Source organism: Caballeronia sp. LZ034LL (assembly GCF_031451215.1).
GTDB lineage: Bacteria > Pseudomonadota > Gammaproteobacteria > Burkholderiales > Burkholderiaceae > Caballeronia.
In genome coordinates, this window is the sequence record NZ_JARUXR010000003.1 from 1,350,175 (window position 1) to 1,366,904 (window position 16,730).

Consider the following 16,730-nt stretch of genomic DNA (forward strand, 5'->3'; position numbering starts at 1 on the left):
CACCATGGAAAACGAAACGAACGAACTGACAGGTGATTCAGTCTCCGACAGCAATAGGATGACTACCGCTGAACTGAAGGTCCGCTTCGAAGCCGGATCAGTACCGCTGAACACGGACTTTGCTGCACTAATCGAAATGTCCGAGTGCGGACGCAGGGCTATCGGTAAAAGTGCTGATCAGACCAGCAATACGATTGGAGTGGGTTTGCAGATCGCCGTGGATAGCAATGCCGCCAACAAGGGCAAGCTCTCAGCGAAGCTGAGAAAAGGCCTTCTTTTCGACAACGGCAGCATCAGGGCGGGTGATGAGGCCGCAATCCACGTCGAAGGCAGCACCATGAACGTCAAGGTGGGTATCGGTGCCGGAATCGCCAACGACTCCGTGAGTGTGAAGGCCGACAAGTACATCAAGGTCAGCTCGTCCGGCGTGAGGGTCGATACCGACGCACTGCTTCCGCGCGGCATGATCTTGATGTGCTGCGGAACACGACGCCGGAAGGATGGCACTTCTGCGACGGCTCCAAGGTGACTGTCGCCGATGGCACTCAGGTTGCGTTGCCGGACCTGCGGAAGCGCTTCGTTCTGGGATCCCAGACGCTTGGTGATTTGCTGGCTTGAATAAGGGAGGCGCAAATTGGGGGATTCGGGCTATCAGGTGACAACGACTGCTAAAGCGTGCGTGTGAGCGTAGAAGATCACGTTCTGTCACGGTGAACCCAACCTACTGCCAACTTGCCTACATCTTGAAAGTGTAGCAAGGCGACGTGATGAGTACCTTCATCCAACGAAGCCCGTTACTTGTCGACACACCCTTTGAACAAAAATAAAGCGCCGCGTGCCAGCCGAATAGCGGACGCATAACACGCTGATGTTTTTCCAAATGGATCCGGACGACAGCGACCCCCAGTCGTTCGGCTGATTCGTATTGAGCTATGAAGTGAAACGAACTTAATTGAGGAATAAGGTACTATGGAAAACGAAGCTAACCAACTGCCAGGCGACTCAGTTTCCGATAGCAACGGGACAACCAGCTCGGAACTGAAAGCCCGCTTCGACGCCGGATCGGTACCGCTGAACACCGACTTCGCTGCGCTGATCGACATGGCAGAGTGTGGGCGCAGGGCCGTGGGCAAGAGTGCTGATCAGACTAGCAACAAGGTGGGACAGGGTTTGCAGATTGCGGCGGATAGCGACGCCGCCAACAAGGGCAAGCTATCCGTGAAAGCGGACAAGTACATCAAGGTCAGTGATTCCGGCGTGACGGTCGACGTCAATGCGCTCTTCCCGATGGGCATGATCGTGGCGATGAACGTCGTTAATGAAAGCGATATTCCGGCTGGTTGGGCACTCTGCGATGGCCGTGCTGTCACGATGAGGAACGGGAACACCTGGCACACTCCAGACTTGCGGGACAGGTTCATCATCGGCGGCATGCCGGGACAGATAAGCAGAAAGGGTGGGTCGGCTTGGAATTGGGCGGATTCCAATAACACGGCAGGATCTTTCTCTTCAACTACAGATTCAAATACTTCGAATATCGAGATCGGAGACCATACTCTTAAAACGGAGCATATTCCCCCCCATGTGCACGAGTTATCCTTGCAGCTAGGCACACTCCATTATCAGTACAGCGATATGGGCGATATGAAAATGTATTGTGAGGGCGGCCCGCCCATTTTCACTGGGGCCACCGGAGGTGGGGAATCCTTCAGCCACCATGTAACGGACAGCAAGCATTCGCACACCGTTTCCGTGACTCCGCCTTTCCAGGTGCTCGCCTACATCATGAAGCTCTAGCCACCCGGCTCTCGCTCATCCGATCCTGATTACCATGCGCACGACCATCCAGAGCGTCTCGCTAATCGTGGACACGCGCCACGATATCCACGCTGCGGTGACGGACCGTTGCGCAAGGCTGTTTCGCGGCTCGTTAAAAGAGGATATTTCCAACCTCGTGAATGAGTACTTTCATCGCGAGAATGATATCCAGATCGCCGAGTTGCATCTGGATATCGGAACCCTGCGGCGCGACGAGATTGACACGGTCATGCCGAAGCGGATTCTTGCGGAATTGCGGCAGGCGCTTGCCGGACATGCTATAGCGGAACAAATCCACGCGGCCGAGTCCATGGAATTCGAAGAAGCGCGCAATCCCCCTATTGACGTCTTCGCCCGCGAAGGAGAGCGGCCTGCGCCATCCGATACCGAGCCAAGCGCTATCGACTTGCCACAGCACGACATCCCCTCGCAAGAACGCGTGCTGCAATCCCACTCGGTGACTCTGGCTTTGCTCGAACAACACCTTGCGTCCTTGGGCCAACACGAGCCGCCCGAACGAATCCTCACCTGGCTGGCTCCAGCGTGCCTGCATCGCGAATCGCGGCAGTTCCTGCTGGAACGCGCCAGGACGATGCCTGAAGCTGCTCATGCACTGGAAGTGCTATCGGGCGAAACGGAGGCTACAGAACTAGCGATCTTCCTCAAGGCTCTAATCTGGCTCCGAAACAATCCGTCCTTCATTCATTCAAGCCAGGTTCCCGAGTTACCGGACATTCATGAACTGAAAGGCGCGCGCTTAAGCGAAACGCTCGCATTCATGGAAAAGTCCTCACACGCGGAGATACGCAGCTGGCAAGCCAAGCTATGGCGCCATGAAACCGTGCGCGCCAGCCTACGAAAAAGTCTCACGCAAGCGGAAACGCGACGGCTGGAGCGCCTGGCGCGCGCCTATCCCGAACGCCGCATCGCACAGCGACCCGAAAACGAAAGCGCGACATCAAAAGTGCAGTCCGTAGCCGGCGCAGGCCTGATCGTTCTGTGGCCTTTGCTGCCCGATCTTCTTCGCAGTCTGCACCTCTGGGACGGTGAACGATTCGCAAGCACTGACGCGCAGGAACAGGCAGCCGCATCGCTCGACTGGCTCGTCTGGCAAGACGCCGGAATCGCGCTGCGCACGCATGGCTTTGCTTACCGTCTGTGCGGCCTGGCAAGTCTCACCGATGAAGAAGACGACGACCCACCCGAACCCCCGGAGGAACAGACCAGGACACTGCTGGAAAACTGGCTTTCCCAGCTGCCGATGAAACTGCCCAGTTGGAAATCCCTTCAGCCGGAAGACATCCGCGCGCTGTTCCTGCAGCGTCCGGGTCAACTATCCACGCAAGGCCCCGTGCCCGTGCTGACGATAGAACCGCAACCCTTCGACATCCTGTTGCGGGATCTGCCGTGGCCCTTGTCCACCGTGGTGCTCCCGTGGCTCCCGAAGCCGATTGACGTGAACTGGCCGATACCGAACCTCGATACGAGGATGTTCTGATGACTTCACCGCTCATAGTCGACCCTGTGGAACGGCAGCGTTCCGCCGATGCCTGGAATAGCCTGATGCACGAAGTCGAGCGCATCGACTTGTTGTTGCAGCGCGAATATCACGTGCGCATGGAGCGGATGTGGTCGGGCGACGTGTGTCTTTCGCGTCAGGATATCGAGGCGCGACTCGACGCCCCGCGCGGCATTCCGTGCTGGATGGAAGCGGAAGATCTGGCAAGCGAACGCTCCTCCGGCGTCAGCGTGCTGTCCGAGGCTGACGCGCCGCTCGACCAGCTCGTAGCGCGCTTCGGTCTAGACCGGTTCGAACGCGAGATCATCCTGCTCGGCGTGCTCCCGCATCTGGACACACGCTATCAGACCATGCTGGCGCTGCTGCAGGGAAAGGGGCGTCACTATCCCACCGTCGAGCTCGCGCTGAACCTGTTCTGTTCATCGTGGGCCGAACGCCACGCCGCGCACAAAAGCTTCCTTCCGCAAGCGCCGCTGCATGAACATCAACTTTTGGTGCCCGTCCATCCCGGCGATGCCGCGCGCGATGGCTGGGGCCGCACGCCGCTCTGCACGTCGCTGGAGGTGTTTCACTTCCTGCAAGGCAATCGTTTGCAACCGACAGATTTGCAATCATTCTGTCGATGGGAACAAGCGCTCTCCGCGCAAGCCGGCGATGCACGCATCACCGCGCTGATCGACGTCCTGCGCAACGCGATCTTCGATAGTTCGTCGCCGGCCGTGGTGACGCTGCGCGATGCCGTCGAGAGCGAGGTAGTCAGTGCACTCGCTGCCTACCGGTGCGGCGCGCTCATCATCGATGTGCAGCGCCTGCCGACGGAGGAAGAGCCCGCGTCCTTCCGCTTCGCACAGGCCCTGCGCAACGCGCGGCTGCATGATCGTGCAGCGGTCATTCGCGGTCTGGAAGGCGCGGCGGCAGCCGTGCGCGACACACTGCTTGCGCAACTCGCGGCCTGCGCGCGCGGCGCGGCGGTGCCGATCCTGTGTCTGGAGGACCGTCGCGCAAGCGTGCTTCGTCTCTCCGGCGTTCCTCACGTCACCTTCGACATGCCGCCGCGCACGGCACAGGAACGGGCCGCGGCGCTCGTCGAGCAGGTCGGCGACGCAGCGATCGACGCACTGGCTCTCAGCCGCCGCTTTGCCTTCCAGCCGGACGAACTTGCGCAGATCGGCTGGGAAGCGTCGTTCTATCGAAGCCGGCGCGCGCCGGATGCAGAAACCAGCCAGAGCGACTGGACCGAAGCACTGCGCCATCGCGCGCGGCAGAACTTCGGCAACCTGGCGACGCGCGTCGAACCGCAGCGTACTCCCGCTGATCTCATCGTCACAGCCGACATGCGTCTTCAGCTTGGCGAGATCGTCGCGGCGGTACGGCATCGTGAAGCCTTGCTCGAGCGAGGCTTCCTCGAAAAGATTCATTACGGCACCGGCATCAGCGCGCTGTTCCATGGCCCCTCCGGAACCGGCAAGACGATGGCCGCGGAAATCCTCGCCGGACAGCTGTGCACGGATCTCATCAAGGTGGATCTGTCGAGCGTGGTGAACAAGTACATCGGCGAAACGGAAAAGAATCTCTCGCGCATCTTCGACATGGCCGAGGCCGACGCAGGCGTGCTGTTCTTCGACGAAGCCGACGCACTGTTCGGCAAGCGCAGTCAGGTCAAGGACGCACACGACCGTCACGCCAACATCGAGGTGTCGTATCTGCTGCAACGCCTCGAAGCCTTCCCCGGTCTCGTGATTCTCGCGACCAACAATCGAGGCCATCTGGATGAAGCCTTTATCCGGCGCTTCACCTTTGTGACACGTTTCGTGTATCCGGACCCGGCGCTGCGGGAAGTGATGTGGCACGCCATCTGGCCGGCGCAGATGAAGGTGGATGACGGCATCGACTTCGCGGACCTCGCCAGACGCATCGACGTCACTGGCGCAAGCATCCGCAACATTGCTCTGCTGGCGGGATGGCTCTCGATGTCCGAGGACTCGCCGGTAGTCAGGAAACATCACATCGAGCAGGCCAGCCTGCGTGAACTCGCCAAATCAGGGCGCTTGAAGATCTAAGGAGCAGTTTCATGGCAGACATCATCGCGTCCGATACAACCATCCTCAACCTTAACCAGGCCATCTACGATGCGCTGGCCGAGTATGTTCCCGTCGATGTCGATTCAGGCGTGTCGATCATCTTCGATCTCCCCAATGTCGACAATCCGCCATCCGAGCCCACGCTGAGCGTGTTTCTCTATCAGATCTCCGAAGACCTGCAGATGCGCACGTCTCCGGGACGCATGACTTCCTACAACGCGGAGACGAAGCAGTCCACCGTCGCGCCGGGATGGGTGAACGTGTGCTGCAACTACATCATCACGTACTGGGACATGGGCCAGAACGAGATCATCAGCCCCGGCAGTCCCGGCAGCGCGCCGGACAACCCGTCGCTCAAGGTCATGAATCAGGTGATCAACGCGCTCATCAACAATCAGGAGATCGGCGGCATGCCCGGCGCCTATGCGCGCATGATTCCGCCCAAAGCCGAGTTGAACAGTCTCGGCAACTTCTGGCAGTCGCTCGGCAACAAGCCGCGCCTTTCGCTGAATCTCTCGGTGACGGTGCCCGTCGTTCTGACTGACAAGCAGAAGATGGTCGCAAGCGTGCAGGAGACGGAAGTCAAATCGCAGCAGCCGCCGTTCGACGAGGCGGTCTGACGGCAATGAACGTTCGGCGGTGAGCATCGCGGATGCCGGAAGGGACGTGATCATCGCCTTCATGCATCCAGCGGGGGCTATCGATGCTCGTTTCAGAAGCAAACGTCTTGCGGAACCGGAGACCTTCAGGGCATTCGCCGGCCGCGAGTGCGTGGATCGTCGAACATGGGGAGGAGGACGCAGACGAGCCCGTAGCGGCCGCCGCCAGCGAGAAGCCCGAGGCCGCGCTGGCGGGGATGCTGGAACGCTTGCTTGTTCCCACGGTGATGCAGATCGCTGGAGGCGTATTCCAGCATGCGTTCGTCGCGAATTGCGCGCTGGAGCAACTGGCGGAAATCAGGAAGAGCGACGCGCCATGGGATCAACAGCTTCTTCAAACCGCGCGGCTCGCCACATCGTTCGAGGAATGGCTGCCGTCTTCCGTCAGGCCAGGCATCAAAGGCATGACGCAGCGACTGGAAGATGCCATGCATCTCTGGCAGGCGTTCCGGCGTGTGCTCGCCAGCCTGCAAGCGCTCGATGACCCGCGACGCCCATGGCTGCAAAGAGCCGAAGACTGCATCGGCGTGCTCGACCGCGATGCGGACTGGCTTCCTTCCAACGTCCAGCGTACGCTCGGCCCGCTCAGAAGGGTTGTTCAGTATGGAAAGGCGATCCAGGAACTGCGCTGCCTGTTGCAAACGACGTCCGATGAGGTCTTGCTCGAAGCGGGCGGCTCGCGCCTGGGACTCGACGCAGTCCTCGACGAGCTGGCTGCGCAATTGCCCCCCGTTCTTGCGAGCCGGCTCGAGGCGCGCCGTGAGGGCCGCGACGCGCTGACGTTCTGCCGGACCGAGACGGAGCGCGCGTGTCTTGCTTATCAGCAGGTCAGTCAGAGCGGGACTTGGGAGGAGACCTTCGCGGCCGTCGGCGGCTGGCTGGGGAATGACGCATCCGATGATGGCGACGCGCTCGCCACGATCCGGCAACAGCTTGATGCATTCCGCTCCGCCTACGACGACGTCTGCGCGCTCCTGTCCGGCTCGGCGAACTTCGAACTGCGTCTGCTACGCCTGGCGGACTACCTTCAGTCCGTGAATGACAGTGTCTCGCGAACGTTCCTGGCGGAGCGGCTCCATCCTGCCATCGACGCATTGACGGGACTATTGCGCACCTCCGCCGCGGCGAGTTCGTTCTATCAGGCGTTCCTGGCCATTTACCGCAATGACTCGCCCTGGCAAGGCAAATTGCAGAACCTGCGCGACCTGATGGAGCAGTTCGCCAGCGCCGGCCTTGCCGATTGTCCTGCTTCAGTGCAGGACGTCTTCGGGCAGATGACCAGCGTCATGCACATCTTGGCCGAGCTTTCGTCGCTCGGGCAGGCATCCGGTGCGCGCGAGGTAATTGGACGCGTGGCATCCGTCGTGAACCGGCTCGAAGCGCTTCTGCCGGCTTTGGAGGCTTCACTGCCCGATGGTGCGATGGCGCGAGTGGATGGCATCTTCCGCACCGTCGAGTGGTTGACCCGACAGATCCAGACGCTGTCCGAGCTTCCCGAAGACGCGACCCTGGCCGATTACCTGACGCGCTTGTTTCAGGAGGGCGATGCGCCGTCGTGGCTGCCGACGTTCATGCAACCCTTGTCGGCGTTCGGGCATCAGCTCGGTGAAGCGCTGCAAGCCTATGAGGACGCGCAATGCCCGGCTTTCCCGCGTTCGGGGCCGTTGAGCGAACAACTGAACTGGGTCATCGCAGCGCTTCAAAGCGACAAGCTGACCGATGCGACCGTGAAGCTTCTGCCCGCCAGCCTCGCGCCGACGGTGCGCCTGAGCCGGGGCTTGCTGATGCGCGTGAATGCGTTTCCGGTTGAAGCTTCAGCGGTCGAACGCGCCAGCTGGCTCTTGACCGAGCTTTCCGGACCGGATGTCCGGGCGCTCCTGAATGACCACGGAGGCTCGCAGTCGGGTGTGCTGGGCGAATACATCGCAGATGAGGATTTCCACAAGTGGCTCGACCTCCTGCACCATCTGATGAAGGGAAGACTGGAGGCGGGCTGGTCGGGCGGCTTGATGGCGGCGATGCTGGAACATTGGCGAACTATCGGATCGGCTCTTTGCTCGGTTGCCTTGCGTTACGTCCCGGGCGGCTTGTTCATCAAGCAGGTTCGTTCCTGGGTACACCGGGTCCGGCCGCAAGAGGACTGGATGGCGACGGCGGATGACTTCATCAGGATCGTCGCAAGCGATATCAGGGAGGACGTGTCGAGCGGCCGTTTTGCGATGCTCCAGCTCTTTCCCGGCGCGACGGCGGAAGGTCTCGACCATGCAGCCAAGGCGATCCGGCACTTCACGCTGGATTCGGAGCAATGGGACTGGAACGCCCTGACGCAGGAATATGCCAGGGACTCTGCCCAGCAAGTGCTCTTCGATGCACTCCTGCTGGTACGGCTGACGTGGTCGCTGCATCGGCTGGCGACGTCGGACCCGCTGATCCGGGATGCAACGCTCCAGAGTTTGCAACGAGACGTCGAGCATCTTCGGCTGTTGGGCTGGCGCGGCATGACGTCGCTCGAGCACCTGCTGCCGCTGGTTCCCGACCTCTGGGCCTTGCGCGGACGAATCAATCTCGAGTCAGCGAAGACCAGCAACTGGTTCGAGTGGGCCGCCGCCGTGTGCGGGGCGCTCGCGAGATACGACACACCCGCCATACAGCGTTTCAAGCAGAAGCTCGAAGAGCAGACCGAGGCCCTGCTGGCGAACGCGCTTCAACAGACGCTGGCATCGTTGTCAGGCGGACTGTTCGCGGAGCACATCGCTGACAGCCCTGATGAGATGCGGTTGTCGGTGATTCCTCCGCAACTGGCCCAGCGGTGTGCGGTCGCGGAAGAGGAGGATCAGGAAGGCTTCGTCGTGAGCGAGGAGCGCCGCTATGTCCGCGACGATGGCCGGCTCTATCTCGTGCGCTGGGATAGCGACGAGCGTGCCTGGTCGGTCGTTACCGGCGACCGCCTCAATGATCGCGCCACGGGCCTTCCGCTTGAGCGGATCATGGGCCGCTGGTGGGTCCGGCCGCGCTTCGCGAAGCTTCCAGGCGGAGGGTTGTTCAGCTGGATCTCGACCACGCCAACAGCAAGCCCGACAGCTGTGTCGTTTTCGACCGAAGCACCTGGCGCCATTCTGGCCGTCAATGCGCATGACAGCGACTCGCCCGATGCATTCGTCTCGAACAACCTCGAATACTGGACCGAAGAGGGGGAAGTCAGACTGCGCGATTTCGTTATCATCTCCGGCGAGAAGGAGCAGTCGAGCGGCAGGGTGAAATGGGCGGTCGGCCTCACGGGCGCATTCCTGTTGTTCCTGACATCCGTCTATGTCTGGAGGGCGTTCCGCAGGGGCGCAGTGCCCCAGCCGACACTCCGGGCCAACGACAGCAGCGCGAGCACGAAGGCCGAAGGCGAAGCGCTGGTGATGGAAGGCGCGCAGGCGTTCGAGATGGTCGAGATGGTCGAGATCGTCGATTCGCAGACCACGGTGGACATCGAACAGCCGATGCCCGGCGTCGAATCCAACGTGGAAGGCGTTCCGGATACATCTGCCGTCGCGGAGCCTGTGCGCGAAGAACGCGCGGCCTGGCGGCCGTCGCGTGGCGAGATGGCGGCGCTTGCGGTGCTCGGCGGCGCGTCGCTCGGCATGATGGGCTGGGCGTCGTTCAACGCGTGGCAAGGCCGCCGCTCGCAGGCGCTGGTGACGGCAGTCGATCTGGACGCGGCACGCGAAGTCACGAGGCGCGAATTCGAAATCGTCGTCGATGCGCCGTTCGACACTCACGCTTCTGAATCCGCCGGACGCGAACGCCGAAGTGCGAATGGCGCGCGCGGCGCGTCCGCGATCGGGCAATGGCCGCTGCCGCGCAACGCGGAGATCGATACCGCCTTGAGTGCCGAAGTCGCGCTGCGCTTCGATCCGAGAGACAGCTATAAGCCACGCCGAGGAGACTTCGGCGCCTCGCATCTCGGCGGGGTGTATTGGGACTCTCCGGGAGCGAAGGCTTATCTCTTCGTGGCGGATCGTTACTGGCGGTTCATATACTGGAGAAAGAAAGGCGAGTATCACAGGGCGTGGATTGAACCCGAGAACGAGCGGAACACATCTCTGGACATCAAGAAGCGGGACGACGGCATGTGGTCGCTCGTGGATGCGACCACAGCCACGCAAGCCCCTGTCGTGCAGCCGGCGACGAGCAGCATCGATGAAAAGGCGCTCGTCGCAATCAAGGCATGGGACGCCGAAAAATCCTTCAAGTACGCCGAGCAGGCCGCGGGAATCGAAGGCCGGGTCTATACCAACTGGGACGGCGCTTATCTTTATGCAAGCGGGAATTACTGGCCAGCCGTAGTAATCCACGAAAACCTGATCCGGGTACTGCAAGAGAAGCGGACCGGGGCACAGGTGCTATACCTCAGGCGTCAGGAGCCGGGTAGTCCATGGAAGCTCGCGAGGGTGGTCAAGCCGGAGAGTCTGCCGGTCAGAATTGCGGTCTCGCCAGATCTCGCTGCGCGAGCCAAGGCGGTGCTCACTGGTGAGCCGTGGACGTCAGCGTGGACACCCGACGAACTTCCGTGCATGTTCCGCAAGTCTGGATCTGAAGCGAAGTACCTGCGGATCGACGACACCCTGTATCGATGCAGTGAAGTCGATACGAAGTGCGTCAGCCATTTTCCGGAGCGGCTCCTGACGCTCGTATGGCGGCTAGAAGCTGACGCGGCGACCATGGCGGCTGTTCCGTTGCTGGCCGGTCAGGACACGAGCGGCGCCTGGCAATCCATCTTGAGCGATCGGGACGGTCGGTATTGGATTGAAGAGCGCGTCAGGTCGTCGAGGGCACTCGAGCGACACGTGGCGTCCCTCCCGGTCATGTCCGGCACGCCCGAAATCTGGCAACTGGCGCCGGTATCGCCGGGGCTCTATGCGACCGTAAATTGGATGCGGTATCTCCGCGTCGGGGGCAGGCTGTATCCCTGCGTCAAACGAAATCTGGATCCTCGGGCATTTGCGAACCAGGCTCCCGAGACGGTGATGGATGTTCAGGGTGCTTATGCAGGTTATGTCTCGGGTCGGGGTTGGGCGCTTTTCCGCACCGGGGCCAGCGGCAAGCTGGAGCTCGTGCAGGTCGAGGATGACACCGCCACCGGCTTCGGCGCGCTCCCTTCAGTCAGCAGTGAACTCGCGCAGCGTGTTGAAACATTCGATACGGCGCACGCGCTTCGCTACGATAGCGCGGGCATGGGGCATGCAGGCGTCATCTATGCGGAGGACGGACAGCTCAGCATCAGCGTAAATGGCCGCTACTGGCTATTCACGCTGCTTTCGCCTCACATGGGGATCATCTTCGGCGATTCATCGGGGCAGGCGTCCTGTGTCGTGACCATCTCTGACGGGCAATGGCAGGCTTACGGCGGCAGCGCGACTTCCCTTGGCTTGCAGGATGTTCTCGCGATCGGTATGTATCACGGGTTTGGCGCCACGCTGGAAGCAGCCGTCGGCAGTGACGCGCCGACCACCTGGTCCCAGACGATCGAACTGCTCGACAACGCGGCGGACAACGCGTTCCATGGCAGTTACCAGAAGCCGGCGAGTCACGAATTCAGTCAGGCGCTGAGTTTGAAGTTCCAGGTTGCCTACCTCAAGTCGATCTCGGATTCCTCCGGGAAGCTGAGAAAGACATTGCCGGCTCCCGACATGAGCGAACTCAACAAGAAATGGGATGCCGAGACCATCAAGCGCTATTGGCCACTCTTCCAGCCGGATCAGGAGTCGCTGACCGATCCCGACTTCACGGAGGTCTGCGCATTGCGCGGCGTGACGCCGTTGCAAGTGGGACAACAAGCGGAAAAATTGAAAGTCCTGAGAGCGGATCTGGTCGACCGGAAGGCACTGGCGGACACGAACGTTGAGACATCCAAGCGGGAGTACGATAATGCCGTCACGCTAGACGCGGCCTCTGTCACCCCTATCCAGGCCTTGCTTACGAGCAACACCGTAAATAATGCGAAGCTTACCTGGGAATATTGGAAGGGTGAACAAGCGCGTCTTAAAGTTCTACAAGACGAGGTTGAGAAACTCGTGCGGGATCAGGATGTGCTGGTCGATCTGTATTTTGAGAACCCGTTCGTCGAAGGTGTCGCTGTCGGCTTTGAAAGAGAGAGGGCAGCGCTCGAAGCGCTCAAACGCCAGGCACCGACAGGTAGTCACTGGCGGTATGGGCTCACGTACACCGATCTGATCGCGAAGCTTACAGCTGAGATGTTCCGTGAATTTTCGCGCGACAGCGAGAGCGGAAAGTTGCAGGTCATTGACGCAGCTCGCCTCTATCTGCAGCAGCAGTGCGCCAGCCTGGACGAATATGCGGCCTTGATTGGGAGATTGTCTTCGGTGTCTCCCAAACAGCGCTCCCTTGCATGGCGCGGAGATTATCGCGACACGATAGCCGCGCAAGATCTGGCCGTCATACTGGTCGACTCCTGCATGAATGCGGTCAATGACGAAGAGCGTGCCGAGGGAGTGCGCGTCATTACCGCCACGCTCTACCATCTTGCGAAGACGGGAAGCGATCCTCTTTCCATTGATGTCGTCTCGCTGGAAACAATTCTCGATGAATTCGAGACGGAAGCCAGAAAGCTGAATCCGCTGCGCACACCCGAGCGTCCCAAAAATTTCCTTTCGTTGTCTCAGTTCAAACCGACTACCTTGACGGATGGTGATACTGCTTTCTACCAGCAGTTCGTCGAGTACGAGACCAGCGGTTCAATCGACTACGAGGCCGCATGGATCTCGAACTTCATGCTGGTGAAGTTGCCATTGACGATTGACGATTTTTACGAGATCAAGCAATCCTATTTCGTCGATAACACCGTCTTGGGTCGTAGCGACATCCTGATCAAGCTGAATAGTGGACAGTGGCTCGTCGCGTATTGCTATCGCGGCGGCCTTATCGATCCGCGAAGTAATGTCTATCTGTACACCGATGATGAGATGAGGCTGATCCAATACTGGCAGAAACTTCCTTCTATCAGCGACGGCTACAGGTGCTCAGCAACCTGGTCAGGTACCAATCTGGTCTTCGAGAAGCCTGTTTATACGCTGAAGCATGAGAGCACCGTACCCCTGAACGCAACAAAAGAGTTGGCGCAAGAACTGGCACGGCTTGGCCGGCAACATCTCGTCCTCGTCAAAAAGGAGTTGAAGGCTGCGCTATACGGACCGGCCTGGTGGCAGCTTTTCGCCAATCTCGTGCCGTTCTGGGAGATGGGCTATGGCTCATGGGTCGATCCGGAATACGAAGTCAGTGCAACACAAGTGATACTGGACGTCGTGTCAGTCCTCTTCGTAGTTATTCCTGGGGGGGCGGCGCTGTTGCGCGCAGGAGCGAAAGCAGGCATTGGGATGATTATCATGCAGGGCTTGCGTCATGGGCTGAAGGGCCGGGCGCTTCTCAACTATGTCGCCCTCCAGGTATCCAAGCTGCTTCCCGCATTCATGCGGACCGGCTTCCTGCTGATGACCCGGATGTTGCTCGAAATCATCTCGCCGATTCCGCTTCCAACGAGGTCTTCGTCCTTCCGGGTCAAGCCCGTGAAGCTCGGCAATGTTGCAGGATCGGGCGATACCGCTTTCGTTCGCAGTCCGAGTGCGATCATACCCACGGAGGCAAACAGACTCGCTTTCACCCCGTTGAATGACGCTTTCCAGATGTCGCCAGTGCAGCGACCTTCGGGCGTGTACATGCCGACGGATTTGCGCGGCAACCACTTCCTGCCGCCAGGCGCGCCGAGTCCCTCTGGAAACCGGCTCATGCTGGAATTCGAGCCCAGCCCGTTGGGCACCCGCTTCCTGCCTCAAGCCGAGGCAGGTCCGTCGAGTGCCGCGCTTGCTCCGAGCTCAGACCTGGGTCTTTCTCTGGTCCGGGAGAACATCGATCAGGCCAAGCCGTGGAAATACGTTCTGAAGATTGACAGGAAAAGCTATGGACTCGTTTTCGACCAACAGTCCAATCAGTTTCGTTTAGTCTATCCAGACGATTGGTCCCAGCCCGGACCTCTTGTTTATTACACCGCCGAGGGATGGCGACAGGCGCCGATGCTTGGCGCCGCGCGCGCGGCCTCCGAAAGCAAGGCTATCCTGCAGAAAGATCCGGGCCTAAGCCTGGTGCGCGCGCGCGTGCTGAGAGGCCAGGTGCGTGCCGGACGCAAGTCGGGACGAGAATCGCTGACCGTGGCGCTGAAAGTCCTGCACGATCCGGAAGCACGCCCCTCAGTGGACAAGCTTCTGGACATGTTCATGGGACAACATTCGCCTGCACTGAAGAGCGAACTGGATATGAAAATGCAGGGTTCTCTAGTCGCGTTGAGACGTCTGAGATCCTCCAAGGACGTTTTTTACAAAGTGACTTATCCAGGTGATTCCAAAGCAAGGATGTCGGTTCCGCGCGGCGGAGAAAACTTTGAGCCACCGCAAGTCCTTAGTACGTCCTGGTACGGCAGAACAACTATGAGTCCGGCGGATAATTTCGGAGGACGCAAGCCTTACATGATGACTGTCTATGCCGGTGGCGCGCAGGAAATGCAGGATCTGGCACATCAAGCTTATCCGCAGGCGTTTGCCCGGACCATGATTCACGAGACTTACCATATGGTGAACAAGTCTGTCATCGACATGTATCCTTCGATGACTCATCGAGGCTATCACGTGGAGGCGCTTGTCGGCAACGCAACGGGTTTCATGAAGACCAGCGATGCCGCTGGAAACGTGGTGAACCTGCCCATCAATGATCTGGTGAGGCTGCCCGAATACGACGGAGCAGTGAAATTCTCACTGCCGTTCCTGCTCGAGAATTACAAGCCCTACGAATATCAATACATGTTCATCAAGCCGAACGGCCATGTGAATGTAGACGATCTCGTAGGCGTCTTCAGAAACAAGTCCGAATTGGGCGATGTCTTGCGGCACGCGAGAGACAATATTTCGCCTGCAATGAAGGAGAACCCCGACAGCTACAGCTTCGTCGTGGAAGGGCTCGAAAAGATCCGTAAGCGGCCTAACGACATCAAGAAGTTCTTCGACGACTACGATCAAATCCTGAAAGACGGGCCAACCGACGAATCCGAGTTGATATGGCCATATTGACGAGGCGAAGCAGTTGAGGAAAGCGTCGTAACGGTCCTTACTTCTGTTTTGCTGCATCGCAAAAGCAAACGGCACGTGCCGCCCCCCTTCCTCGTTATCACTGATTCATTCGCCGCACCCCCCGGTGTTACTGTTCATCGGCAAATCCTTAATTGCTGCATGTGTCTGGCTTGCGTCGCTCCACAAATCGAAAACAACGCGCTTTGCGCGGCCACCGGAAACGTCGCGATTCCGGTCGACAGGAGGCTGATGATGTCCAAGATCAAGACGTGGCGGGGATGCCGTACCGTGGCTGCCATGAGCGCAGTGATTGGAACGGGTCTCGGCGTGTCGCCGGGCACGCATGCGGCGGGGGAGCCGATCAAGATCGGCGTCATCAGCGAGGAGTCCGCGGTCGCGGGCGCTTCCATCAGCAAGGCCGCCCAGCTCGCGGCGGAAGAGATCAACGCCCATGGCGGCGTGGACGGCAGGCAGATCCAGATCATTGCCTACGATGACCACTCGTCGGCGTCCGACGGCGTGCGCGCCTTTCAGCGCGCGGCCAGTCAGGACAAGGTGGTGGCGATCATCGGCAGCTACATCAGCGAAGTGGCGCTCGCCATGGAGCCGTGGTCAGCGCGCCTGAAGATGCCCTTCATCACGCCGGGCGCCGCCAGCAACGAGATATCGAAACGCGTCCACGACGATTACAACAATTACAAGTACACCTTCCACGGCTGGATGACCTCGGCGTTCATCGCGCAGTCCATCTGCGACTTCTCGCACGACATTCTCGTGGGCGAGTTCAGGATGAAGACGACGGTCGTGATGAGCGAAGACGCCGCCTGGACCAAGCCGCTCGACGAACGCTTTCTCGAATGCCTGCCGAAAGCCGGGCTCAAGGTGCTGGACCATATCCGCTTCAATCCGGATACCTCGGACTTCACGCCGATCTTCAATCAGATCGAGGCGAAGCATCCCGATACGATCACCACCGGCATCAGCCACGTGGGCGTGCAGCCTACCGTGCAATGGCATGACCAGCAGGTGCCGATCCCGATGACCGGACAAAGCTCGCAAGCCACCACGACAAGCTTCTGGAAGGACACCAATGGCGCGACCGAGGGTGTTATCACCGCATCAGCGGCGGCGCCGGGCGTCGCGATGACGCCGAAGACCGTTCCCTTCGTGGACGCTTATCAGAGGCACTTCGGCGGCGTGTCGCCGGCTTACGACGGCTTCACGAGCTATGACCTCGTGTACATCATCGCTGATGCCATTCACCGCAATCAAGGTTCGACGGACCCGGACAAGATGGTCGATGCACTTGAGAAGACCGACTATGTGGGCACAATCGGACGCTGGCAGTTCTATGGCAAGAACGATCCGTTCACGCACGCGCTGAAGTACGGCGAAGGGTATATCACCGGCATCAACCTGCAATGGCAGAACGGCAAGCAGGTTGCGATCTGGCCGAAGTCGGTGGCGAACGCCAAGGTCAAGTTCCCGGCTTTCGTCAAGGTGCAGGCAGCGGCGAACTGAGGTCCTCCAA

Annotated in this window: 7 protein-coding genes; all 7 read left to right on the plus strand. The window is 59.9% G+C overall.

Annotation, left to right across the window (positions count from 1 at the left end):
- Positions 1 to 4 precede the first annotated feature (4 nt).
- A complete protein-coding gene (locus QCE83_RS27270) occupies positions 5 to 529 on the plus strand; it encodes a hypothetical protein (RefSeq protein WP_309818627.1) in 525 nt (174 codons plus the stop codon).
- A 440-nt stretch (positions 530 to 969) separates the two neighbouring features.
- Positions 970 to 1,797: a hypothetical protein gene (locus tag QCE83_RS27275; protein WP_309818629.1), complete on the plus strand. Its 828-nt coding sequence runs from the start codon at positions 970 to 972 to the stop codon at positions 1,795 to 1,797.
- A 34-nt stretch (positions 1,798 to 1,831) separates the two neighbouring features.
- Positions 1,832 to 3,316 (plus strand): contractile injection system tape measure protein, encoded by a 1,485-nt coding sequence (locus QCE83_RS27280; RefSeq protein WP_309818630.1) that lies wholly within the window; start codon positions 1,832 to 1,834, stop codon positions 3,314 to 3,316.
- The gene (locus QCE83_RS27285; RefSeq protein WP_309818632.1) at positions 3,316 to 5,397 is read left to right on the plus strand and encodes an AAA family ATPase; all 2,082 of its coding nucleotides are present in this window, start codon (positions 3,316 to 3,318) and stop codon (positions 5,395 to 5,397) included. The genes QCE83_RS27280 and QCE83_RS27285 overlap by 1 nt, the downstream gene beginning before the upstream one ends.
- 11 nt (positions 5,398 to 5,408) lie before the next feature.
- On the plus strand, positions 5,409 to 6,038 hold the full coding sequence (locus QCE83_RS27290; protein WP_309818635.1) for a DUF4255 domain-containing protein: 630 nt from the start codon (positions 5,409 to 5,411) through the stop codon (positions 6,036 to 6,038).
- 83 nt (positions 6,039 to 6,121) lie between these two features.
- On the plus strand, positions 6,122 to 15,199 hold the full coding sequence (locus QCE83_RS27295; RefSeq protein WP_309818636.1) for a hypothetical protein: 9,078 nt from the start codon (positions 6,122 to 6,124) through the stop codon (positions 15,197 to 15,199).
- 297 nt (positions 15,200 to 15,496) lie between these two features.
- Positions 15,497 to 16,720, plus strand: a complete 1,224-nt coding sequence (locus tag QCE83_RS27300; RefSeq protein WP_309818638.1) for an ABC transporter substrate-binding protein — start codon at positions 15,497 to 15,499, stop codon at positions 16,718 to 16,720.
- Positions 16,721 to 16,730: the final 10 nt, after the last annotated feature.

Excerpts from the sequence above, each read along its gene's own strand:
- QCE83_RS27270 (WP_309818627.1), top strand. The coding sequence starts at position 5 with ATGGAAAACGAAACGAACGAACTGACAGGTGATTCAGTCTCCGACAGC.
- QCE83_RS27275 (WP_309818629.1), top strand. The coding sequence starts at position 970 with ATGGAAAACGAAGCTAACCAACTGCCAGGCGACTCAGTTTCCGATAGC.
- QCE83_RS27280 (WP_309818630.1), top strand. The coding sequence starts at position 1,832 with ATGCGCACGACCATCCAGAGCGTCTCGCTAATCGTGGACACGCGCCAC.
- QCE83_RS27285 (WP_309818632.1), top strand. The coding sequence starts at position 3,316 with ATGACTTCACCGCTCATAGTCGACCCTGTGGAACGGCAGCGTTCCGCC.
- QCE83_RS27290 (WP_309818635.1), top strand. The coding sequence starts at position 5,409 with ATGGCAGACATCATCGCGTCCGATACAACCATCCTCAACCTTAACCAG.
- QCE83_RS27295 (WP_309818636.1), top strand. The coding sequence starts at position 6,122 with ATGCTCGTTTCAGAAGCAAACGTCTTGCGGAACCGGAGACCTTCAGGG.
- QCE83_RS27300 (WP_309818638.1), top strand. The coding sequence starts at position 15,497 with ATGAGCGCAGTGATTGGAACGGGTCTCGGCGTGTCGCCGGGCACGCAT.